The sequence below is a fragment of the Microvirga sp. GN3 genome (assembly GCF_055792825.1).
The window spans coordinates 54,563-77,257 of record NZ_JBVVAK010000007.1 but is presented as its reverse complement, the minus strand read 5'-3'; the positions used below and the strand labels follow the sequence as shown (position 1 = coordinate 77,257).

The following is a 22,695-nucleotide window of genomic DNA, read 5'->3' as shown; positions in this document are numbered from 1 at the left end:
CGTGCTGAGTCGTGATGCCGACAGCCTCTACTGGCTCTCCCGCTATGTGGAGCGGGCCGAGAACACGGCGCGCATTCTCGATGTCGCCTATCGCATGGCATCGATGCCGATCTCCTATAACGGCGTCGAGACCAATGAGTGGGAATCCGCCCTGATCACCGCCGGCGGCATCGATCAGTTCGGCGCCGTCTATGGCGATGCCACGCCGGAGAACGTGATCGAATTCCTCGCCTTCTCCGAGGCGAACCCGTCCAGCATCCGATGCTGCTTCGACACGGCCCGGCAGAATGCCCGCTCCGTGCGTTCTGCGCTCACATCGGAGATGTGGGAGGCAATCAATTCCGCTTGGCTCGACTTGCGCCGCTACAAGGCCAAGAGCATTAAGGTCGAGGATCTTCCCCGCTTCCTGAACCTCGTGAAGGAGGCCTCGCTCCGCTACGACGGCTCCGCCATGCGGACCATGCTGCGCAACGATGCCTATTGGTTCTCGCGGCTCGGCGTCTATATCGAGCGCGCCGATAACACCGCGCGGGTGCTCGACGTGAAGTATCACGTGCTGCTGCCGCAGGACGCGGCGGTGGGCGGCGGCATCGATTATTACCAATGGGCCGCCATCCTGCGCTCGGTCTCGGCGCTGGTGAGCTATCAATGGGTCTATCACCAGAACCTGAGACCCTGGCTCGTGGCTGATCTCCTGATCCTGCGCGAGGAGATGCCGCGCTCGCTCGCCGCCTGCTACGCATTCCTGTCGCGCCATCTCGACGACATTTCGCAACGCTACGGCACGTCAGGTCCCGCGCAGCGACAGGCGAGGGCAACTCACGCCCGCCTGGAGAATCAGAATATCGAGGATATCTTCCAGCACGGCCTGCATGAGTTTCTGCAGGACTTCCTCGCCGAGAACAACCGGCTCGGGCACGCCATCACGAATCAATATCTCGGCTGACCCATGCGCATCCGCATCACCCACGAGACGGTCTATCACTACAGCGAGCCCGCCAAGTCGGCGATCCAGCTCCTGCGGCTGACGCCGCGCGGCTGCGACAGTCAGACGGTCCTGTCCTGGAATATCGACCTCGAAGGCGACGGCCGGCTGATGCGCCGGGAGGACTGGTACGGCAATATTGTCCACAGCTTGTCCGTGCAGGGTCCCGTGAGCCAGATCATTCTGCATGTGGCCGGCGAGATCGAGACGACGGACACCGCCGGAATCATCCGGGGAGGGGTCGAGCGTTTCCCGGAAATCTTCTATCTGCGCGAGACAGCCCTGACCCAGCCGGATGCTGCTATCCGCGAATTTGCGGACCTGACGGCGGGCCGATTCACCAGCCCGCTCGATCAGGCTCATGCTCTCCTGAATGCTATCCCTGAGCGTCTGCGCTTCGACACGGAGGCTACGAGCGCCACGACCACGGGTGCCGATGCCTTCGCGGCGGGACACGGGGTCTGCCAGGATTTCACCCACGTCTTCCTGAGCGCAGTGCGATCCCTGAAGATCCCGGCTCGCTACGTCTCGGGCTATCTCCACAAGCCCGGCGAGGCCGAGCAGGAGGCAGGGCACGCCTGGGCCGAGGCCTATGTCCCCGATCTCGGCTGGGTTAGTTTCGACCCTGCCAATGCCGTTTCCGCAACGGAACACTATGTCAGATTAGCCATCGGGCTCGATTATCTTGATGCAGCCCCGGTTCGAGGAAGCTATTACGGAATCACCCGTGAAGCGCTCGACGTTCGTTTGAGGATCGAAGGCGCCCGTCAAGTACAGGCGTGAGAATGGCCTCGATAACCGAGCAACTCGACCAGAAGGCTCCTGGAGGAACCCCCATGACGTATTGTGTCGGCATCCTCGTGCGGGATGGTCTCGTCATGATCGCCGACACACGCACCAATGCCGGTGTCGACAACATCGCAACCTTCCGTAAGCTGCACCTGTTCGAGAAACCGGGCGAACGCGTGATCACCCTCGCCACGGCCGGCAATCTCTCAGCGAGCCAGTCGGTCATGTCGCTGTTGTCCGATGGCATCGAGAACCCCGAGACCGGAGAGGTCGAGACGCTTCTGAGCGTCTCCAGCATGTTCAAGGCGGCCCAGCTTGTCGGCCGCGCCGTCCGCCATGTCTACGAAGTGGACGGGGTCGAGATGGAAAAGCGTCAGATGACCTTCGACGTCACCATGCTGCTCGGCGGGCAGATCGGTCAGGGCGAGATGCGCCTCTATCAGATCTATGCGGCTGGCAATGCCATTGAGGCCACTATCGATACGCCCTTCCTGCAGATCGGCGAGCCCAAATACGGAAAGCCGATCCTCGACAGGGCGATCTCCCATGGCACCAGCCTCGTGGAGGCTCTGAAGCTCGGCCTGATCTCTATGGATTCGACCCTGAAGTCCAATCTGGGAGTCGGTCTGCCCATCGACATCGTCGTGGCCAAGCGCGACGCCCTGAAGGCTGGGATTACGTACCGGATCCAGGAGGATGAGCCCTATTTCCGCGACCTGCGCGAGCGCTGGTCGGCCGCCTTGCGCGCGGCGCATCAGGCCATTCCGCATCCTCCTTATGCGGAGGATGCTCTCTGAGGAAAGTGGGGTAGAGTCCGCCCGATCAGGCGGTCCGCTGCAGCCTCGGGCGCATGAGCGACAGGATGGCGCCGTAAGGAGCGATGGCGATCGCGGCGAGCGCCAGCTTCACCATGTAATCGGCCACGGCGAGGTTGACCCAGGGGAGGGCGATGCACTGGTCCGCGATGCCCACCTGTCCCAGCATCTCGCTGATCGTGAGGCCGAGGCCCGGCACGACGCCGCAATAGAAGGCGAACGAGAAGAAGATCGCCGTATCGAGACCCGACGAGATCACCGAGGAGATGAAGGGCGGCATCCACCAAGCCCGGTTGCGCAGGCGGGCGAAGATGCTGATGTCGAGGAGCTGGGCCACGAGGAAGGCCGAGCCCGAGGCAATGGCGATACGCGGTGTCGCCAGCACGATGGAAAGCGCCACGGCCAGCACGAAGCCGACATAGACCACCCGGCGCGCGCCCTGCGTGCCGAAGCGCCGGTTCGACAGGTCGGTGACCAGGAACGAGAATGGGTAGGTGAAGGCGCCCCAGGTCAGGTAGTCGCTTAAGCCCAGGTGATGGAAGGGATACTGGACCAGGATATTCGACGAGAGGACGACCAGGGTCATCGTCGTCAGGGCGATGAGAAAGTCGCGGCGGTCGAGCTTGGTCATGGCTGGGTCTTCCTGAGCAATGCTTAAGCCTTAACACAATGCAAAACGGGCGGCACCAGGGCCGCCCGCAAAGCCAATTTTTCGGCGATTCGAGGTTAGCTCGCAGCGGCGAGCTTCTTCTCGATCTCGCGCTTCACCGCCAGGGCGGTGGTGGAGAGCTCGCCAGCCTTGGCCTTGGCCAGGAAGGCGTCGAGGCCGCCGCGGTGCTCGACCGAGCGGAGCGCATTGGCGGAAACGCGCAGGCGCACGGAGCGCTGCAGGGTGTCAGACTGGAGCGTGACGTTGCAGAGGTTCGGCAGGAACTTCCGCTTCGTCTTGCGGTTCGAGTGGCTCACCAGGTGGCCACTCAGCACGGCCTTGCCGGTCAGTTCGCAACGGCGCGACATGGGTTCAATCCTATTCGTCTATCAAAGGGTCGCGACCTCGAATTCGCGGGTTTGCCTGATCGCAGATCCCACGCGGCCGGACACCAGAAGTCCTTGGAAGGTGCGAGCCTATAGGCCAAAAAAGGGGAGGACGTCAAGAATAGTGCGACGCCGCATCTCGTTTTTTTGAAGCACCGTGGTCATGATTTATTCTGAATCTCGTGCGATGCAACGGAATAGACTAACGGAAAAGCCTTATGCGCCTCATCGCCTCAGCTCTCGTGACCCTGGCTTTCGCCGGATCGGGTTCGCTCGCGCAAGCCCAACCCGCCAAGCCTCAGACCCTGAAGGTGAGCTACGACCTCACGCTGGCCGGCTTGCCCTTGGGCAAGGCGGACCTGTTGTCGTCCTTCAACGGGTCGAAATACGAGATGCAGGGAAATGCGAAGCTGACCGGGCTCGCCATGATCCTGACCGGCGGCAAGGGGGAGGCCAGCGCGTCCGGCACCCTGGCCGGAGAAGCGCCGCCGCGCTCGACCAAGTTCGCCGTTGTTTCTAAGACATCGGATAATCAGCGCAGCGTCCAAATGGGGCTCAAGAGCGGCCGGGTGGCCAAGGTCGAGATCGACCCGCCGCTTGAGCCCAAGCCCGACCGGGTTCCAGTCAAGGCGGCCGACAAAAAGGGCGTGGTCGATCCCATGAGCGCGCTGCTCATGCCGGCTGTGGCCTCGAAGAACCTCACCGATCCGGCCAATTGCGATCGGACCATTCCCGTCTTCGACGGTGCTTCGCGCATGAACGTGGTTCTCTCCTATGCGGAGACGAAGAAGGTCGAGGTGCCGGGCTATTCCGGGCCCGTCCTCGTCTGCAATGCCCGCTACGTGCCGATCTCCGGCCACCGGAGCGAGCGCCCGGCGACCAAGTTCATGCAGGAGAACAAGGACATGTCCGTGTGGCTGGCGCCCGTCGAGGGGCCGCGTTTGCTCTTCCCGCTCAAGGTCTCGGTGCGCACCATGATCGGCATGGGCGAAATGCAGGCCTCCCTCTGGTCGCTGGAGGAGGACGGCAAGTCGCCGCCGACCCGCAAGGCGGAGAGGGCCGATGAGACCATCAAGGCCGAGGCCGTTCAGTAAGTCCCGAAAATCCTTAGGCATTCATGCCGTTTTCGGTAGCGAAAGAAGCCTCTGGCACCATATAAGGGGCTAACCGCAGCCGCCCGATGGGCTTTAGGCTGCTTGGAAGAGAAGTCTGCTCGTGCCGGTCTCCGGTCCTGCAGCCTCTCGGCTCACAATCCGGGATCTTTTAAGCATTACCCGTCATCCAGGCATGGCCCGTCGTTCCCTTCCCCCGCAGGCGCGGTCGCGCGGCGTGACCGCCGTGCTCGGCCCCACCAATACCGGCAAGACCCACCTCGCCATCGAGCGCATGCTCGGCCACGACAGCGGCATGATCGGCCTGCCCCTGCGCCTGCTCGCCCGCGAGGTCTATAACCGCGTGGTGGAGAAGGCGGGGCACCACAACGTCGCTCTCATCACGGGCGAGGAGAAGATCAAGCCGGACCGGCCGCGCTACTGGATCTCCACCGTCGAGGCCATGCCGCGCGATCTCGATCTCGCCTTCGTGGCCGTAGACGAGATCCAGCTCTCGAGCGACCTCGATCGGGGCCACGTCTTCACCGATCGCCTTCTGAACCAGCGCGGACGCGAGGAGACCCTCCTCATCGGCTCGGCCACCATGCGCCCGCTGATCGAGGCGCTGATCCCGGGCGTTCACGTGGTCACCCGGCCGCGCCTGTCGAAACTGTCCTTCGCGGGCGAGAAGAAGGTGTCGCGCCTGCCCCGCCGCTCGGCCATCGTGGCCTTCTCGGCGGAAGAGGTCTACGGCATCGCGGAGCTGATCCGCCGTCAGAGCGGTGGTGCTGCGGTGGTGCTGGGGGCGCTGTCGCCCCGGACCCGCAACGCCCAGGTCGAGCTCTACCAGAACGGGGACGTGGATTACCTGATCGCCACCGATGCCATCGGCATGGGCCTCAATCTCGACGTGGACCATGTGGCGTTTGCGTCCGACAAGAAATTCGACGGATTCCAGTTCCGCAAGCTGAACAACCCGGAGCTCGCCCAGATCGCCGGCCGCGCCGGCCGCTACATGCGCGACGGCACCTTCGGGTCCACGGGCCGGTGCCCGCCTTTCGACGCAGAAACCGTCGAGGCGCTCGAAAACCATGTCTTCGACCCGGTCCGTATCCTGCAGTGGCGCAGCCCGGATCTCGATTTCTCGTCGCTTGCCCGTCTGCGTGACTCGCTTGGCCAGCAGCCGAGGGAGCACGGTCTCGTGCGGGCGCCCACGGGCGAGGACGCGACGGCCCTCGAGGTTCTCGCGCGGGAAGACGACATCCAGGCCATGGCCCGCTCCCAATATGCCGTGGAACGGCTCTGGCAGATCTGCCAGGTGCCGGATTATCGCAAAGTGTCTCCGCAGACCCATGCGGATCTCGTCGGCCAGCTCTATCGTTTCCTCATGAAGGATGGGGCCATCCCGGCCGACTGGTTTGCCCGCCATCTGTCCGCCATGGACCGGACCGATGGGGATATCGACACCCTCTCCAACCGCATCGCCCAGGTCAGGACCTGGTCCTTCGTCGCTAACCGTCCCGATTGGTTGAAGGATCCAGAGCATTGGCAGGATGTTGCGCGTCAGGTAGAGGACAAGCTATCGGATGCGCTCCATGAACGTCTGGCCCAAAGGTTCATCGACCGGCGGACGAGCGTTCTCATGCGGCGCTTGAGAGAGAACAAGATGCTCGAAGCGGAAATTACGACCACCGGCGACGTCACTGTCGAGGGTCAGCACATCGGTCACCTGCACGGCTTCCATTTCGTGCCCGATCCCCAGGCCGACACGACGGAGGCCAAGACCCTACGCAATGCTGCCAGCAAGGCGCTGGCTGGCGAGATCGAGGCGCGGGCGGACCGGTTTGCCGAAACGCCTGACGCCATGCTCGTGCTGTCGAACGACGGCACGATCCGCTGGATGGGCGACCCGGTGGCCAAGCTGGAAGCCGGCGACAAGCTGTTCGATCCCAAGGTGCGCATCCTCTCGGACGAGCATCTCACGGGCCCGGCCCGGGACAAGGTGGACAACCGCCTGCGCGCCTGGCTGAAGGCCTATATCGTGCGCCTGCTCGGCCCGCTGCTGCAGCTCGAGGACAGCACGGAGTTGACGGGCCTCGCCCGTGGCATCGGCTTCCAGATCGGTGAGGCCCTTGGTGTACTGGAGCGCGCGAAGGTTCTCAATGACGTGCGCAGCCTCGACCAGGATGCCCGCGGCGCCTTGCGCAAGGCCGGTGTCCGGTTCGGCGCCTATCACCTTTATCTGCCGGCTCTCCTGAAGCCGGCCCCCCGTGTTCTGGCGACCCAGCTATGGGCGCTGCAGAACGGTGGCCTCGAGCAGAAGGGCATCGATGAGATCGCCCATCTTGCTCAGTCGGGCCGCACCTCGATCCCGGTCGACCAGGAGATCGCCCATGGGCTTTATCGCGCCGCGGGCTTCCGTGTGCTGGGCGGCCGTGCCGTGCGCGTCGATATCCTGGAGCGTCTGGCCGATCTGATCCGCCCCGCCATCGCCTACCGCCCTGGAATCACCCCCGGCGAGCCGCCGGCGGGTACCGCCGATGGCGAGAGCTTCGTTCCGACCGTGTCCATGACCTCGCTCGTGGGCTGTGCCGGCGAGGACTTTGCCACGATCCTCAAGTCCCTCGGCTACGTGATGGAGCGCCGCCCTGGCCCCGCCATCACCGTGCCGTTGGTCGAGGCGCCGAAGGCCGTCGAGCCCCAGGCCGCTCCCGCAGAGGAAGAAGCCCCCGCTCCGGCGCCGGAAACTCCGGCCGAGGCCGCCGAGACGGCTGTCGGGACCGAAGAGATCGGCGCCGTCGCCGTCGAGGCTCCCGAGGCGGCCGTCTCCGAGCAGGAAATCGCGACCAGCGCTGCCGAGGCCGTGGCCTCGCCGGAAGGCCAGTTCCTGGCTCCCACTGAGGCGTCCACCGAGGCCGCTGTCGCCGAAATCCCTGCCGAGCCCGAGATGATCGAGGTCTGGCGCCAGGGCCGCCGTCACCACGAGGGCGGCCAAGCCCGTCATGGCCGCGATGCGCGCGGCGGCCGTCACGAGCGTGGCGAGCGGCAGGAGCGCGGCGACCGTCGCCCGCGCCATGGCGAGGGTCAGGGCGAGCAGGGAGGCGAACGCCGTCCGCGTCCCGAGCGCCGGGAGGCGCAAGGGGAGGGCGGGCGTCCGCAGAACCGGCCGCCGCGCGGTCCCGGCCGCGGTGATGAGCGTCGGGGACCGCGTCCCGACAAGCGTGCCGACAACCGGCGCGACGGCGGGCAGGAGCGGCGCGAGAAGCAGCCGGACCCGAACTCGCCCTTCGCCAAGCTGATGGCTCTCAAGGCCCAGCTCGAGGATAACAAGAAGTGAGGTTTTAAGCGCATGCGTGAGGACCGGCAGCGGCTCGACAAGTGGCTGTGGTTCGCGCGCTTCGCGAAGACCCGGACGCTGGCGGCCAAGCTGGTCACCAGCGGCTTCGTCCGCCTCAACGGCCAGCGTACCGACAATGCCGCCAAGGCGGTGGCCATCGGTGACGTGGTCACCATCGCACTGCCTCGGACCACTCTTGTGGTCCGGGTCGAAGGTCTCGGCGAGCGCCGTGGTCCTGCACTGGAAGCAAGGCAGCTCTACATAGACCTCAACCAGGACAACGCGGCGCTTGTCAGCGACAGCGACAAGAGCTAGAGCGGCGACGATTGTCTTGTATTCCAGAGTAGACCCTCGAAGGACCGTTCATGACCTACGTCGTCACTGAAAATTGCATCAAGTGCAAATACATGGACTGCGTGGAGGTGTGCCCGGTCGACTGTTTCTACGAGGGCGAGAACATGCTCGTCATCCACCCTGACGAGTGCATCGATTGCGGCGTCTGCGAGCCGGAATGCCCCGCGGAAGCCATTAAGCCCGATGCGGAGCCGGGCCTCGAACAATGGCTGAAACTCAATGCCGACTTGGCCAAGAGCTGGCCCAACATCACGATCAAGAAGGATCCGCCCGCCGATGCGAAGGAATTCGATGGCGTTGCGGGCAAGTTCGAGGCCTATTTCACGGCCAATCCGGGCGAGGGCGACTAAAGTCTGGACGAGAAAGACCAAGGTCCAAATCTAGGCGAAACTCGGCTCTCTTTAACGCTTTGCTTTGAAATATTTTTGCTTTTTCGGCCGGACTGTGATAGGGTCCGCAAATGCCGTCGCTTGCGCTCAAGCCGTGCACCGTCTCTGCAGACCGGCGGTTCACATAATGAAGCAAAGATTCGCGTCCTTTGACTTAAGGGAGCGTTGCTGCCTTGGTCAAGGGCATGAGCGTTTGTAGCCGCTGGCTTACATCAGGGAGACGAGCGGAATAGTCAAGTTCCGTGACGCTCACATCCTATCCTCGTTCCCTTGGGACTCTGCCCAGTGGAACCACAGCTTCCTCGTTGCCAAGCGAGGACCATGCAAGGAGGCCTCTCTCGCATGACAACCGCCAAGAAGTCCGCCCAGCGCCTTGGGTTCAAGTCCGGTGAAGCGATCGTTTATCCCGCTCACGGTGTCGGCCGCATCACGGCCATCGAAGAGCAGGAAATCGCGGGGTTCAAACTGGAGCTGTACGTGGTCTCTTTCGATAAGGACAAGATGGTCCTTCGGGTTCCGACCGGTAAAGCCTCCAGTGTCGGCATGCGCAAGCTTGCCGAACCGGCTCTGATCCAAAAGGCTCTGGACGTGCTGACAGGTCGTGCTCGCGTGAAGCGCACCATGTGGTCGCGCCGCGCGCAGGAATACGAGGCCAAGATCAATTCCGGCGATCTGATTGCCGTTACGGAAGTCGTGCGTGACCTCTATCGCTCCGAGGCTCAGCCCGAGCAGTCCTACAGCGAGCGCCAGCTCTACGAATCCGCTCTCGATCGCGTCGTGCGCGAGATTGCGGCCGTCAACAAGATCACGGATACGGAAGCTCTGAAGCTCATCGAGCAGAGCCTTGCCAAGTCCCCGCGCCGGGCCAAGGGTGCCGAGGCGGAGGCTGATGCCGAGGGCGACGACCTTCAGGAAGAGGCCGCCTGATCGAAGGGTCGAACTCGATCACCCAAAAAGCCCGGCACCATGCCGGGCTTTTTTGTGGCCAAAGCCTTGTTTTTCAAAGGCAGGAATCTATTTTGCGAAACTTGGCTGTTGGGAGTGAACTTTTTGCGGCCTCGCTCGTTGTGTCTCTGCCAAGGGAGAGCACACAATGGGAGAAATCTCAGGGGTTCGCCGCCGGTTTGTCCGCGCAGCCATGAATGCACCTTTTCTCGAAAGAGAAGAGGAGCATCTTCTTGCCGTGCGCTGGAAAGAGGCCGGCGATGAAGCGGCGCTTCACCAACTGACTGCTGCCCATATGCGCCTCGTCATCGCGCTGGCAGCCCGCTTCCGTCATTACGGCCTGCCGATGGCCGACCTCGTCCAGGAAGGCCATGTCGGTCTTCTCGAGGCGGCTGCCCGGTTCGAGCCTGAGCGCGAAGTCCGCTTCTCAACCTATGCGACCTGGTGGATCCGTGCCTCCGTGCAAGATTACATCCTTCGCAATTGGTCAATCGTTCGCGGTGGAACGAGTTCCGCCCAGAAGGCACTTTTCTTCAATCTGCGCCGCCTGCGCGCCCGCCTGACCCGTGGCGGAGAGGAGCGCATCTCCTCCGACGTGCATGAGAAGATCGCCGAGGCGATCGGCGTATCGAAGGCCGATGTGGCCTTGATGGACGCCCGTCTCTCGGCACCCGATACGTCCCTGAATGCCCCGGTCCTGGACGCCGATCCGGGAAATTCCGCTGAGCGCGTCGAGTTCCTCGTCGACAACAGCCCGCTGCCGGACGAGAGCGTCAGTGACGTGATCGATACCGAGCGCCGTGTGCTCTGGCTGCAGCAGGCGCTGGAAGTTCTCAATGAGCGCGAATTGCGGATCCTGCGTGCCCGCCGCCTCGCCGACGAGCAGGTGACCCTGGAGTTCCTAGGCGACAGGCTCGGGATCTCGAAGGAGCGCGTGCGTCAGATCGAGAACCGCGCTTTGGAGAAGCTCAAGCGCGCCCTGGTGGAAAAGTACCCGCAGGCCTCGGGCGCCTTCGTGTAGCGCGCCAGGCTTCCCCCGGATCTCGATGTCGGAATTTTTGGGCGAGGCGGGATCCGCCTCGCCGATCTTTTTCGGGAGCCGAAAAGGCTATTCCACGACGATCTTGTAGCGCTCGCCCACCTTGAGCGCGGCGTTCCGATCGAGACCGTTGAGAAGCAGGAATTTCTCAAGCGCCCGGTCGACCGGCATCCGGGCGGCCAAAGTCTGTGCCGTGTCGCCCCGCTGAGCGGTGACGACCTGCAGCTTCAGGGGCCTGATCCGCCGGGCCTCGTCGGGCTGCACCTGACGGACGCTGTTCAGGGTCTGCTGGAAGATCCCTTCCAGGTCTCCCCTGTTCCCGCGGGTCGCCATGATGAGGCGATAGGTAGTATTGCCGATCCGGATGGCCGAGAGGCGGAAGGTCCATTCCTTGCCGTTGGACAGGGCGGTCACCACGGGCAGGCCGTTCACCATCCCGGTCGTCAGGGTCCCGGGCTCGACCGTATCCGTCCAGGTCGAGCGCAGCACATCTTCCAGGCTCTGCCCCTCCGGCGTATCGGCCGCGTCGAACAGGAGGCGCCGCTCGCCGTCACCCGAGGAGCCGAGTACGGCCTGAGAGGTGTTTTCCAGGGTGAAGCCGTCCGGTGCCTCGAAGGCGACACCGAGCCTCGAATGGATGAAGCGGCGGCCCTTCACGACGCCGTCGGCAGGATCGTCGCCGTAGGCGAGGCTGTCGAGGGCCGTCAGATAGGCAAGGCGCCCGGTTTCGCCGGTTCCCTGCATGCCCGTACGCCGCGCGGCCTGGAGTGCCCGGGAGACGCGATCGTCGGTGCGCGGATGCGAGGCATTTCGCTCTGCCGTCGATGTGTCCGAACTCGTGCCCGAGCGTCCCAGAGCGGTCAGGAAGCGCGGGGCGCCGTAAGGGTCGAAGCCGGCCCGGGCCAGAACCTTGACCCCGGTCTGATCCGCTTCGAGTTCCTGTGTGCGCGAGAAGCTCGCCAGAGTCGAGCGGGCCTGGCTCTGCGCCATGGCGGCCTCCTCGGCGTCGTTCAGCACATTCTCGGCCACGCGCTCGATCAGGTCCGAACGGGCCTGCAGCTCGCTGCGCTGGGAAGCGTGGCGGAGGGTGACATGGGCGATCTCATGCGACAGTACGGCCGCCACCTCGGAGGTATCGTTGGCGAGCGCCAGGAGCCCGCGCGTGACGTAAAGGCGGCCGTTGGGCAGGGCGAAGGCGTTGACCACCGGCGAGTTGAGGATCGTGACCTGAAAGGCCTCGTCGGGCCTGTCGGTGGCCATGACGAGCCGGTTCGTCACATCGGTGAGCATCTGCTGGAGCTGCGGAGCCCGGCCTTCGCCGCCGAAGGCCCGCACGAGCCGGAGATGGTCCCGGTCCCGGTCCGGGCCAATCACCCGCGGCACATTGGCAGGCAGTGAAATGTCTCCGCCAAAGCCTGTGCAGCCCGCAAGGAGCGCTGCGAGCGTGACACCGGCGAGGATCCGGAGGCTAGGGCATCGGACCCAAAAGTGGGACGCACTTTTGGGATTCATCCGATGCTCCTGCCCTTGAAGAGCGCATCGTTTAAAGCGGAAAACCGGGACCACTTTTCCGCACGATGCGCTACCTGTCTGACGTGTTGTGCTCATGCTCGTTCATCGTGGCAGACGGCCGCCTTCAAGACGCTCGATCATTTCCGGTATAACAATGGAAAGAGCTGTCCCTTGCCAAGACTGCAAAATGCCTCGGGCCCTGATCCGCTGACCCTTGAGCGCCTCGGCGCCCATGCCGCGGTCCGACATCTGTTTCCAGGTTTTCCTCGGGATGATGATCGTGAAATCTTCTGCCCAGTGCCCCCCGAAGTTCAAATAGGTGCGTTGCCTACGCTCGCCGATGCTTCTGACGCGACCCTCGACCAGCGTGAAGCTGCCGATTCGGTCCCGCAGACGCTCGGGTTGATTGACATCCATCGGCTTATAGCGGTCATCGGCCCAAAGACCAAGGCGTCGTTCGCGGGCCGTGGCCTCGAGGGCGAGCAATTCGGGCTGACAGAAGACTTCATCCAGGCCGGCATCGGTGATCGCCAAGCCTGTTTCGATCAGGCCGTGGCTCCAATCGAGCGGCGAGGTCCTGTCCAGGGATCGGATCCGGACGGATTTCCGGTTCCAGCGGTCGGGACCGGCCACGGCGTGAACAAGGACCGGTTCATTGAAGCGGGCGCGCAGCCAGGCCAGGGCTTGATCGCGATAGGGCGGCGTATCCGACAGCCGGAGACCGGCGAGCTTTGCCAGACCGCCCGAGACGAGAATGAGATCGCCCTCCGAGGAAAGGCTTTGCAGCCGATCAGGCTGTGCCTCGGCGGTGCAGACTGTCCTTGCTTGCGGCGAAACAGGCTGGGCCCAGCCCGGCGAGACCATCAAAACGGTCCCGAGGCTCGCGCCCAGGAGAATCCGCAGGGTCGATCCCATTATGGGACAGGATCATACCCGTCTCGCACAAAACGGCTACGCTTGGTCGCGCCGGATCAATGCTTTTCCTGTGCCGGATTGGGCTGCTGCGGCTTGTGCCCACCCTGGCCCGGATTGTTGTGTTTGTTGTGATCGCGGCTCTCCTGATGGGTCGCGCCGCCCTGCTTGCCGCCTGCGGGTCCTTCAGGGCTCGTCCGGGTGCTGGGAATGTCCTTGGCCATCGTGTCGTCCTAACGGGTTGAAAGTTTCGATCGGGCAACGGCGCGGCGATAGAATGCGGTCGGATCGCCGTTTGCCGGGGGATCAATGGCCAACCGGGTCAAACGTTGCGGCCAAGATCGATTGGGTTCTGCAGGAGAGGTGTAGACTTTTTAGGTCCCTACCAGCGGATCACAACGACCCTCTGGCGGCCATTGCCCAGTTCGACGGCTTCGGTGCCTTCTGCTTTACGATTTTGCGCCTTCGCATCCTCGATGATCTCGATCTCGACCACATGGGTGGCGAACGCCTCATCCACCTCGGCGACGCAAAGAAGGGTGTCGTGAGGAAGATTTTCGACCTGTTTCAGAAAATCGCGAAGCGTCTGCGCCATGATATGCCTCCGGTTCCTTCACAACCGGTCGGGCCAAGTGGAGTTCCTTCGGACATTCCGCGGGATCTTCGTCGTCGCGTGTGGGGCGGCTTTCCAGGCCTTCAACCCCCTGGAATGACCATGCCGACCATGCTACATCCCGTGGTCTCAAGCGGTCCCGTAGCTCAGCAGGACAGAGCAGCGGTTTCCTAAACCGAAGGTCGGAAGTTCGAGTCTTCCCGGGATCGCCAATATTTCGGCAAATGTCATTCCTTATCGTCCCACCCGTGCGACGGCGGCTTTGGCGTCGTCGAGATCGGGGGCGTCGATGTGGCGGTAGCGGGCCTGGACGAGGCCGAAAAGGCCGAAGGCGAAGAGGCCCAGGGCTGTGAGGGCCAGCAGCACCCAGCCATAGGGCTGCTGTTGCAGGGCCTGGAGGGCACCGCCGAGGCCGTGGGCTTCCGAAGACGAAGCGTGAAGGGCGGCCAGGATCAGGAAGCCGCCGATCATCAGGAAGACGACACCGCGGGCGCCAAAGCCCATGCGGCCGAGAGCGGCGATCCAATTTCTCTTGTCGACAGGCAGCGACAGACGTTCCGTCACATCGCCGCGCCACGCCTTCCAGATGAAGGCGAGGCCTGTCCCTGCCACGGCAGCTCCGACGAGACCGACCAGCCATTGGCCGAAGGGCTGGCTCATCAGCCGGGCCGTCCATTCCTGGGCGGCCTGGTCCTCACCGCCGCCGGAGCCCCAGCCGAGGGCGAGATTCAGGGCGGAAATGGCAAGACCGGCATAGATGATACCGCTGGCCAGATGGGCGCCCCTGATGCCCCACCCCTTCATGTCCGAGCCGCGATGGTCGGCATCGGTCAGCGCTTCCAGAATACGCCAGACACAGAAACCGAAGAGACCCAGGGCGATGAGAACAAGCCAGACTTTGCCGAAAGGCTGAGCGAGGAGAGTCTGCAGAGCGCTGCGGCTGCCTCCAGTCCCGCGCCCCGATCCAATGGCGGCGAGAAGGGCCAGTCCGCCGACAAGCCCGTACACCACGCCCCGCGCGCCATAGCCGAGACGGGCTAAAGTCTCGACGGGGTTCTGGCGGATCGTGGGCATGGATGGCGGTTCCGTTCTGTCAGGGGTGAACCGCCTCGCCTTCATGGATGTTCCTCATGATCGTCAGGATGAGGCCGGCTGGTCCGCAATGAGCGCATTCTGCTGGCGCCAGATGGTCAGGAGAGCGGCCATCAGAACGGGGCCGAGAAAAAGGCCGATCAGACCGAAGGTTTCGAGGCCACCGAGAATGCCGAGCAGGGTCCACAGGAATGGGAGGCGGACCGTGCCGCCGATCAAGGCAGGCTGGATGATGTTGTCGCCGATCAGCATGACGACAGCGCCCCATCCGATGATTGCGGCCGCCGCGACGATGGTGCCACTTGTGAGGACAAGCACAATGGCGGCAGCACTGAAGGCGAACCATGCCCCGAAGGGCAGCATGGCGAAGGCGGTGGTGAGAACCGCGAACAGCGCGGCGTTCGGCACGCCGGCTATCATGTACCCGATGCCGATCAAGATGCCTTCGCCCACGGCAACGAGGATCGTTCCGTTGACCGTTCCCCTCACGGCGGCCGCCATGCCCTCCGCCAGACGTTCACCGGGATCCCCGAACCAGCGGTCGATGATGGCGAGCACACGGCCGCCGATCCGGTCGCCGCTGCGCAGCAGGATGAAGAGCGTCAGGAAGGTGAGGCAAGCATGAAAGAGATGCGACAGCAGCGCGCCGCCGAGCGTTCTTGACCATCCGGTCACGGTCTGCCTGTCGATGTCGTTCAGGATCTGCTCGGCGGAGTGAGGCCGTGCCAAGTGGGTCTGCCACCAGGCGTCGAGATGCCGACCGATCAGGGGCAGGCCATGAACCCAATCCGGCACGGGCACGCCGTTCTGCTGCAATTCCGTCAGCCATCGCATCGCGAACTGACCTTCCCGGCCGATTTCAGTAAGTACAAGAGCGACGGGAATCAGGAGAAGCACAGCGAGACTTGCCGTGACGAGCAGCGGTGCCGCCATGCGCGATCCGCCGAGACGGGCCTGGATTCGGCGGTAGAGCGGCCAGACGCTGATGGCGATGATCGCGGCCCAGCCGAGCGCGATCAGATAGGACTGGATCATCCAGAGAGCCAGCACCAGAAGGAGCGCCGCGCCGACAAGCCGTGCCGTCCGGCGTGCATCGAGAGCAGAGTCGGTTCGCTGTGAGGAGGCTGGTGCTCGCTCTAGCATACCAGGAATCTAGGAGCCCCGGCATGCCCGCCAATGGCGGGTCAGCTCTTCGTCATTCGCCGGGTCAGGGCCGCAGCATCCTCAGCGAGGGGCGGTCCCGCAAGCAGCAGCAGGAGGAGAGCAAGGGGCAGCGAGAACAGAAAGCCGATCTGGCTGAACCCGATAGCACCAATGACGCCGCCGATGAAAAAGGATGCAAACAGGAGGACGAGCAGGCGCAGCTTGTCACGATCCGCGAGGATCCGGTCCGGATTATGCGGATTGCGATTCCAGTAGAGCAGTTTGCCGAGTTCGATGCCGATATCCGTCACGATGCCGGTCACATGGGTCGTGCGCATGCGTGCGCCCGAGATCTTCGTCACGGTGGCGTTCTGAAGGCCCATGATGAAGCAGAGCAGGGGCACGGCGATTGCGGCAAAGCCAGGAGATGGATGAGCGAGCCAGCCCAACAGTCCGAACGCCAGAAGAAGGAAGGCTTCGAGCATCAGCGGCATGGCATAGCGACTGCCCAGGTGATGGCGTCGCCCCCAGTTGATCAGCATGGCCGAACAGGCCGCGCCGAGGACGAAGGGCAGGAAAGCCGCAAGGCCGAGCCCCACGAGGCCGACAGAGCCAAGGGCCATGTTGTCGGCCATGGCAGAGATGATGCCCGACATGTGCGAGGTATACTGGCCGACGGCCAGAAAACCCCCGGCATTGATGGCGCCTGCGACGAAGGTGAGAGCCATGCCGAGGAGCGTATCGGCCACTCCTGTTCGTTCGGAAGCGGCGATGGTCTTCACCGACCGGATCGTGAAATCGCGGTGTTCCGGATTCGTCGACTGAGCGCTCATAAGCTTCAGCCTAGCGCATCGTGCGGAAAAGTGGATTCGGTTTTCCGCAATAAACGATGCGCTCTTCAAAGAGCGGAGCATCGGATCAGATCCCAAAAGTGGGTCCACTTTTGGGCCCGACGCTCTAGCGCTGATCCACGCTCAGATCCAATAGACCGAAAGGCTGCCCGGACGCCGGGACCGGGCAGCTTCTGCGTTCCTGCTTATTGCTTATTGCGCGACGGTGGTTGAAGCCGAGGCGCGCCGATCCATGGGCGGGATGCGGAAGGTCCTGAGGATCTCGGCCTCGCCGACGGGATCCGCCAGCGAAGAACCGCCGAGAAAGACCTGGATGGTGCCGGCCTCGACGAGATAGGTGCCGTCATCGAGGTGGAAGCCGAGCGACTCGACGGGCACGCGCAGCGTCACCTGCTTCGTCTCACCGGGTTTGAGCGCGATCTTCTCGAAGGCCTTCAGTTCGCGCAAGGGACGGCTGCGGCTTGCCACCGGGTCGCGGGTATAAAGCTGCACGACCTCCTGGCCTTCTCGTGCGCCCGTGTTCTTCACGTTGACCGAGACTTCCAGCACCTGGCTCTCATCGAGCTGCTTACTTTGTAGCGTCGCACCGGAATAGGCGAACTGCGTGTAGCTCAGGCCCCAGCCGAAAGGATAGAGCGGCGTGATCGCCTCGTCGATGTAGTGCAGGGTGAAACGGTTGTTCGGCAGAGTGGGGCGTCCGGTGGGAAGCCGGTTGTAATAGAGCGGCATCTGTCCCGTGGCGCGTGGCCACGTGACTGGCAGCTTGCCGCTCGGGCTCACATCGCCGAACAGCACATCGGCCACGGCGGGACCCGCCTCCGTGCCCGGATACCAGACCATCAGGATCGACGGAATACGGTCCGCCACCGGTCCCAGCACCTGCGGGCGGCCACCCATGATGACGAGAGCGACCGGCTTGCCGGTCTTGGCGAGTTCCTCCAGTACTTCGATCTGCTTGCCGTTGAGCTCCATATGGGCGCGGGAGGCGGCCTCGCCCGACAATTCCTGCGGCTCGCCGAAGACGGCGATCACGAAATCCGATTGCCTCGCGGCCTCGAGAGCTGCCGGTACTCCGTCCGTATTACGGCAGAACAGGTCGCAGGCCGGCGCATGCTTGACCGATATTCCAGCGGTCTGGGCGCGGCGGCGGATGCCTTCGAGAATCGTGACGCTGTCCTCCTTGTGACCGCGCGCGGCGTGAGGACCCATCTGGTCGTGAGGAGCGTCGGCGAGCGGTCCGACCACGGCGATGGAGCGCACGCTTGGCGGCACCGGCAGCACATTGTCCCGGTTCTGCAGCAGTACGAAGGTTTCGCGCGCGACCTCACGGGCAACCTGACGCGATTCCGGCGAGGGGAAGGCTGAATCCAGACGGGTCGGATCGATATCCGGACGGTCGAACAGGCCCATGCGGAACTTGGTGCGCAGCACGCGCCGCACGGATTCGTCGATCACACTCTCCGGCACGCGTCCTGCGCGCACCTCGTCGGGCAGGTGCTTGATGTAGAGCAGGCCCATCATGTCCATGTCGACGCCGGCGAGGATCGCCTTGCGGGCCGCCTCAGCGCCATCCGCCGCGATGCCGTGGTTGATGAGTTCGCCGATGCCGACCCAATCCGAGGTGACGAAGCCGTCGAAGCCCCATTGGGTGCGCAGCACATCCGTCAGCAGCCATGGGTTGGCCGTCGAAGGCTCGCCGTTCAGGGCATTGAAGGCGGCCATGAAGCTCGCCGTGCCCGCCTCCACAGCCGCCCGGAACGGCGGCAGGTAAGTGTCGTACATCTCTGCGCGCGGGATATAGGTGGTGTCATAGTCGCGTCCGCCCTGCGGCGCGCCGTAGCCCGCGAAATGCTTGGCGGCTGCGGCAAGGCCGCCCTTGCGAAAGCCTTCGACGCGAGCGGCGGTCAGCGCAGCGCCGAGCGTGGGGTCCTCGCCAAATCCTTCGACGATGCGACCCCAGCGGCTGTCGCGCGACAGGTCGGCCATGGGCGCGAAGGTCCAGTTCACGCCGACATAAGATGCCTCCTTCGCGGCCCATTCGGAGGCGAGCCGGGAGATGCGCGGGCTGAAGGCGGCAGCCTCCCCTAAGGGAAGCGGAAACTGGGTGCGGAATCCGTGCAGGACGTCGAGGCCGAAGAGCGGCGGGATCTTGAGACGGCTCTGGCGTGCCAGGGCCTGGGCGCGTGCCACATCCTGGGCGCTGTTGAAGTTCAGGAGGGCGCCGGCCTTGCCCTCGGAGATGTCCTCCCAGCGCAGCGGAGGACCGTGTGAGACAAGATTCAGCTGGCCGACCTTCTCCTCCAGGGTCATCTGCCCAAGAAGCTCGTTCACGCGGCGCTCGATGGATTGCTCTTTGGGTTCTTGGGCGCTGGCCGTCGGGAGGAATGGAACCATCATAGCCAATGCAAGCGTCAGTTGCGTCAAGCCAGGGACATCAGAAAGCCGCACAATTATCTCCTTTTGGAACAATAACACTTTATCGCGAGGTTCCCTCGCTTGCCGCCCGCTCGTGCTACATAAGATAAGTCGTGCAAGTGGCGTCTGGGGGCTGCCAGGTCAAATCATATTTTAGAAAAGCCTTATGCATCTGCTGCCTGTGTCGTTGAAGCTGTCTCTGCTAAGCCTGTCCTGCGCCCTGATCATGTCGGGTTTCGCGCTGGCAGCGGCTGCCTATGTCAGGAATTCAGCCCTCGTTGCTGCGTCGGCGGGGCTTTTTCTGCTGCTCGCCGCCGGATTTCCCTTCGTGATCGGACGTCAGGTCAGGTGGGATCCCGGAGAGCAGGAGAATCTCTCCGACGAGTATTCCGTGTTCGACGATGTGACCGTGGCTCCGTTCGAGCCACCTGTCGCGTCGTTTCCTCCATTCGCTGATTTCTCCGCTTTCGAGGACATGCCAGCACCCGACGAGGACGATGCGCTGCGCCGCATGCAGAAGGCGCAGGCCGTCGACCGGCTGCGAGACGGCATCACCCACGACCTCAACAACCGGCTCATGGTGATCAGCGCCAATATCGATGCGGCGGCGCGCCAGCTGAAGGATCAGCCGATCCTGCAACGAAAACTGCTCTCGGCCCTTGTGGCCTCCGATCAGGCCGCCAAGCTCCTTGCCCAATCGACCGCCTTTGCCCGCCAGGGCGAGTCGAAGGTGCAATACGTGAACATTGCCGAACAGGTCAGTTCGGTGGCCGATCTGATGAGCCGTTCGCTGCTGCGCGACACGGTCGAACTGCGCCTCTCTCTCGCGGAGGATCTCTGGTCCATCGAGGCCAATCCCGATGATATCCAGACAGCCATCGTGACCTTGAGTGCCCATGTTCGCGATGCCCTGCCTCAAGGAGGCGCCATCACGCTCGAAGCCCGCAACGTTCAGGTCGAAAAGGGTTCGCTGCCCGATCTGGCGCGCGAGGGCGATTTCGTGCAGCTCACCATCCGCAGCACCGGTCCCGAGGAGGCACGCCAGGCACCGGAGACCGAACTGGAACAGGCCTTCGCCCTGCGGGATCTCGATCTCTCGTCCTGGCTGTCCCTGCGCCAGAGCCTGCATTTCCTGCAGGGGCTCGGCGGCGCCTCGGAGGTGCGCCGGGATGGAACGGGGACCTCCATCATTCTCTACATTCCGCGCGCCGATGCTGCCACCCTGCTGCCGCCCGGCCCGCTGAGCGAGGACGAGGCGCCCGACGAGAGCGTGCAGAATCACACGGAAGTCCTCGTGGTGGACGATGAGCTCGAAGTCGCGCTCGCGCTACAATCGACCCTGGAAGAATTCGGTTATGTGACGAGCATCGCCACCGATGCCGCGCAGGCCGTGAAGACCTTGAACACGCGCAGGCCTGCGATCGTGCTCGCCGATGTCGCCATGCCCGGCACGATGAACGGTGTCATGCTGGCGCGCGAAGTGCGGCAGGTCCTTCCAAACCTGCCGGTGCTGCTGATTACGGGCAATCCAGTCGTCACCGGCGAGGACAGCGAGTTCCCGCTGCTGCAAAAGCCCATCGTCAGCCGCGACCTGCATGTTGCCATCCAGCGCCACCTCAATGCGCAGAGCGACAACAAGGTGATCCCATTGTTTCCGCGCGCCTCGCGGCGAGCACGGTAATCACGATGTGAGGACTGTTGCGGAGAGAGGGGCTGCAACCTCTCGCGCCGCAGCGGTGAGAGCCGCAAACAATCGCTGCTGCGGCTTCTTCCAGACCAGAAGCTCCGGATGCCATTGAACACCGAGCAGGAACGGCGCGCCCTCGCTCTCGATGGCCTGCACGATGCCGATTTCGTCCTGGGCGGCAATCTTCAAACCCTGTCCAAGCCGGTCGACGGATTGGTGATGGAGTGCGTTCACCTGACAGGGATTGCAGCTCAAGATTCGGTCCAATCGTGAGCCATGCGCGATGGACACGGTCTTGCGCGGCAGGACGGTGCGCATCTTCGGCGCCTGGACATAAACTTCGTAGATGTCCGTGTGCAGGGTGCCGCCGAGCGCCACGTTGATCATCTGCGATCCGCGGCAGATGCCGAGGATCGGCAGTCCTGCGGGAAGTGCGGCCTTGAGCAGGCCGAGCTCCATCTTGTCGCGTTCTGGATCGATGCGCACGTCGGGCAGAACCTTTCCGCCATAGATCTCCGCACCGATATCGTCGCCGCCGCCGATCACGAGGCCCTGCAGCGGCTCTGTGGGCATCGGATCCCCCGGCACAAGCCGGACCGAGCGCGCGCCGGCACGATAGAGCGCCAGCCGGTGCATCAGGTAGCTGCGCCATCCACCCTGCCTCGATGTTGTGACGCCGATCAGGGGGCTCGTCATGACCGTACGATCTGCTCCACCACGTTGGCCCAGCTCTTGTCCTCGCCCTCGAACGACAGGTAGGCAGAGCCGACCGCATCCAGTTTCCCCCGGTCGCCTGCCAGCCGCTCGACGCAGACCCAGCGGTTCCAGTCCGGCGCGATGCTCCAACCGGGATCGCTCGCGCGTGCATCGGGCAGACGATAATGGAAAGTCGGGCGACTGTTGATCTTCTCGTTCGGCAGAACCGCACGCACCCGTCCCGCATCGAAATGATGCAGGAGCGGCAGAAGATCGAGGTCCCGATTCCGGGACGCATTGAAGGCGAGGTAGTCGTCGGTGAAGGCGGGGATGTCCGGCCAGTATCCCGGATCGGCGATTCTGCGGACGTATTCGGCCGGGAACGGATCGGCGAAGCCCAGAAGATTGCGGGTCGTATCCGGTGAGGCCTCGCGCCGGAGCCAGGGATTGAGCAGCGCGAAGCTCTTCATGAAGGCCGCGAGGGTCGCCGCATCCTGGCGCGGGATTTCCGGGTTGAAATGCAGGCCGAAGGCATAGAAGGGCGCATCCTGCGTGCCCTTGGCGCCGACCCCGCGCAGGATCGTCAGGACCCGGTTGAGTTCCTGCAGTCGGTCCATGGCGATCGGCGCCGTGACGAGTTCGCAAGGAACGAGATAGCGCGCCGCAAAGCCGAACAGGGCGGCGATCTTGGGCAGGACGCCCCTTTGCGTTCCGGCCTGCTTGCCCGGGTGCAGGATCCGGCTGTCGAGTTTCACCGTCAGATCGCCGATAGCGGATTCCTTCAAAGCGAAGGCATGCGGGTCTTCCTCGATGAGACGCCCACCCAGAGCCTCCTGCAGTGCCTGCACGGTCTTCTCGGCGGAAGGGCCCACGAACTCGATCTCGATTCCGACCGTGCGCATCTGTCCCTGCTCGTTGTGCAGGACCGGCGGCAGGGCAAAATCGATCTCGGTTGAGAGCGCAGGCTGCGCCATCGAAAACTCCGAAAAACAACA

General features: G+C 63.7%; 22 protein-coding genes and 1 tRNA gene. 11 read left to right on the top strand and 12 right to left on the bottom strand.

Going from position 1 to position 22,695, the window contains the following annotated elements:
* The first annotated feature begins 1 nt into the window (after nt 1).
* Genes ACS5Q1_RS05810 through ACS5Q1_RS05800 form a run of 3 tightly spaced genes read left to right on the top strand, consistent with a single transcriptional unit; the run spans nt 2 to nt 2,571 of the window.
* Nucleotides 2-946 (top strand): alpha-E domain-containing protein, encoded by a 945-nt coding sequence (locus ACS5Q1_RS05810; RefSeq protein ID WP_473097291.1) that lies wholly within the window; start codon nt 2-4, stop codon nt 944-946.
* Nucleotides 947-949: 3 nt separating this feature from the next.
* Nucleotides 950-1,768, top strand: coding sequence for a transglutaminase family protein (locus tag ACS5Q1_RS05805; protein ID WP_473097290.1), 819 nt, complete (start codon nt 950-952; stop codon nt 1,766-1,768).
* A 53-nt stretch (nt 1,769-1,821) separates the two neighbouring features.
* A complete protein-coding gene (locus ACS5Q1_RS05800; RefSeq protein WP_473097289.1) occupies nt 1,822-2,571 on the top strand; it encodes a proteasome-type protease in 750 nt (249 codons plus the stop codon).
* A 25-nt stretch (nt 2,572-2,596) separates the two neighbouring features.
* On the opposite strand, the gene ACS5Q1_RS05795 is transcribed toward ACS5Q1_RS05800, so the two are convergent.
* Both ACS5Q1_RS05795 and rpmB read right to left on the bottom strand, forming a co-directional pair.
* Nucleotides 2,597-3,220 (bottom strand): queuosine precursor transporter, encoded by a 624-nt coding sequence (locus ACS5Q1_RS05795; RefSeq protein ID WP_473097288.1) that lies wholly within the window; start codon nt 3,218-3,220, stop codon nt 2,597-2,599.
* 95 nt (nt 3,221-3,315) lie between these two features.
* Entirely contained in the window at nt 3,316-3,606 is a 291-nt protein-coding gene (rpmB, locus tag ACS5Q1_RS05790) for a 50S ribosomal protein L28 (RefSeq protein ID WP_009493402.1), read from the bottom strand.
* Nucleotides 3,607-3,842: 236 nt separating this feature from the next.
* On the opposite strand from rpmB, the gene ACS5Q1_RS05785 reads away from it, so the two are divergent.
* The 6 genes from ACS5Q1_RS05785 (at nt 3,843) to ACS5Q1_RS05760 (ending at nt 10,761) form a co-directional block, all read left to right on the top strand.
* Nucleotides 3,843-4,718, top strand: a complete 876-nt coding sequence (locus tag ACS5Q1_RS05785; RefSeq protein ID WP_473097287.1) for a DUF3108 domain-containing protein — start codon at nt 3,843-3,845, stop codon at nt 4,716-4,718.
* A gap of 193 nt (nt 4,719-4,911) precedes the next feature.
* On the top strand, nt 4,912-8,052 hold the full coding sequence (locus ACS5Q1_RS05780) for a helicase-related protein (protein WP_473097286.1): 3,141 nt from the start codon (nt 4,912-4,914) through the stop codon (nt 8,050-8,052).
* Nucleotides 8,053-8,064: 12 nt separating this feature from the next.
* Nucleotides 8,065-8,367: an RNA-binding S4 domain-containing protein gene (locus ACS5Q1_RS05775; protein ID WP_473097285.1), complete on the top strand. Its 303-nt coding sequence runs from the start codon at nt 8,065-8,067 to the stop codon at nt 8,365-8,367.
* A gap of 50 nt (nt 8,368-8,417) precedes the next feature.
* On the top strand, nt 8,418-8,756 hold the full coding sequence (fdxA, locus tag ACS5Q1_RS05770) for a ferredoxin FdxA (RefSeq protein WP_203442110.1): 339 nt from the start codon (nt 8,418-8,420) through the stop codon (nt 8,754-8,756).
* 381 nt (nt 8,757-9,137) lie between these two features.
* Nucleotides 9,138-9,722 (top strand): CarD family transcriptional regulator, encoded by a 585-nt coding sequence (locus ACS5Q1_RS05765; RefSeq protein ID WP_203442111.1) that lies wholly within the window; start codon nt 9,138-9,140, stop codon nt 9,720-9,722.
* A gap of 166 nt (nt 9,723-9,888) precedes the next feature.
* Nucleotides 9,889-10,761, top strand: coding sequence for an RNA polymerase factor sigma-32 (locus ACS5Q1_RS05760; protein ID WP_203442112.1), 873 nt, complete (start codon nt 9,889-9,891; stop codon nt 10,759-10,761).
* A gap of 87 nt (nt 10,762-10,848) precedes the next feature.
* On the opposite strand, the gene ACS5Q1_RS05755 is transcribed toward ACS5Q1_RS05760, so the two are convergent.
* From ACS5Q1_RS05755 to ACS5Q1_RS05740, 4 genes are all read right to left on the bottom strand, one after another.
* Nucleotides 10,849-12,291 carry a M48 family metalloprotease gene (locus tag ACS5Q1_RS05755; protein ID WP_473097284.1) on the bottom strand — a complete coding sequence of 481 codons (1,443 nt, stop codon included), beginning with the start codon at nt 12,289-12,291 and terminating at the stop codon, nt 10,849-10,851.
* Between the two features lie 102 nt (nt 12,292-12,393).
* A complete protein-coding gene (locus ACS5Q1_RS05750; RefSeq protein ID WP_473097283.1) occupies nt 12,394-13,206 on the bottom strand; it encodes a thermonuclease family protein in 813 nt (270 codons plus the stop codon).
* A gap of 56 nt (nt 13,207-13,262) precedes the next feature.
* Complete coding sequence (locus ACS5Q1_RS05745; protein WP_473097282.1) at nt 13,263-13,427, bottom strand: hypothetical protein; 165 nt, start codon at nt 13,425-13,427, stop codon at nt 13,263-13,265.
* 158 nt (nt 13,428-13,585) lie between these two features.
* Nucleotides 13,586-13,798 (bottom strand): sugar phosphorylase, encoded by a 213-nt coding sequence (locus tag ACS5Q1_RS05740; RefSeq protein WP_473097281.1) that lies wholly within the window; start codon nt 13,796-13,798, stop codon nt 13,586-13,588.
* A gap of 153 nt (nt 13,799-13,951) precedes the next feature.
* Between ACS5Q1_RS05740 and ACS5Q1_RS05735 the strand changes: the two genes are divergently transcribed.
* A tRNA-Arg gene (locus tag ACS5Q1_RS05735) sits at nt 13,952-14,028 on the top strand.
* Nucleotides 14,029-14,050: 22 nt separating this feature from the next.
* Here the strand turns inward: ACS5Q1_RS05735 and ACS5Q1_RS05730 are convergent.
* From ACS5Q1_RS05730 to ACS5Q1_RS05715, 4 genes are all read right to left on the bottom strand, one after another.
* Nucleotides 14,051-14,890, bottom strand: coding sequence for a DUF1206 domain-containing protein (locus ACS5Q1_RS05730; RefSeq protein ID WP_473097280.1), 840 nt, complete (start codon nt 14,888-14,890; stop codon nt 14,051-14,053).
* A gap of 63 nt (nt 14,891-14,953) precedes the next feature.
* Nucleotides 14,954-16,051, bottom strand: a complete 1,098-nt coding sequence (locus ACS5Q1_RS05725; RefSeq protein WP_473097279.1) for an AI-2E family transporter — start codon at nt 16,049-16,051, stop codon at nt 14,954-14,956.
* Nucleotides 16,052-16,092: 41 nt separating this feature from the next.
* Nucleotides 16,093-16,884, bottom strand: a complete 792-nt coding sequence (locus ACS5Q1_RS05720; protein WP_473097278.1) for a YoaK family protein — start codon at nt 16,882-16,884, stop codon at nt 16,093-16,095.
* A gap of 210 nt (nt 16,885-17,094) precedes the next feature.
* Nucleotides 17,095-19,350 (bottom strand): glycoside hydrolase family 3 N-terminal domain-containing protein, encoded by a 2,256-nt coding sequence (locus ACS5Q1_RS05715; protein WP_473097277.1) that lies wholly within the window; start codon nt 19,348-19,350, stop codon nt 17,095-17,097.
* A 133-nt stretch (nt 19,351-19,483) separates the two neighbouring features.
* On the opposite strand from ACS5Q1_RS05715, the gene ACS5Q1_RS05710 reads away from it, so the two are divergent.
* Entirely contained in the window at nt 19,484-20,998 is a 1,515-nt protein-coding gene (locus tag ACS5Q1_RS05710; RefSeq protein ID WP_473097276.1) for a response regulator, read from the top strand.
* On the opposite strand, the gene ACS5Q1_RS05705 is transcribed toward ACS5Q1_RS05710, so the two are convergent.
* Both ACS5Q1_RS05705 and ACS5Q1_RS05700 read right to left on the bottom strand, forming a co-directional pair.
* Nucleotides 20,999-21,700 (bottom strand): gamma-glutamyl-gamma-aminobutyrate hydrolase family protein, encoded by a 702-nt coding sequence (locus tag ACS5Q1_RS05705; RefSeq protein WP_473097275.1) that lies wholly within the window; start codon nt 21,698-21,700, stop codon nt 20,999-21,001.
* Nucleotides 21,697-22,674, bottom strand: a complete 978-nt coding sequence (locus tag ACS5Q1_RS05700) for an amidoligase family protein (RefSeq protein WP_473097274.1) — start codon at nt 22,672-22,674, stop codon at nt 21,697-21,699. Before ACS5Q1_RS05700 ends, ACS5Q1_RS05705 begins: the two co-directional genes overlap by 4 nt.
* Between the last annotated feature and the right edge of the window lie 21 nt (nt 22,675-22,695).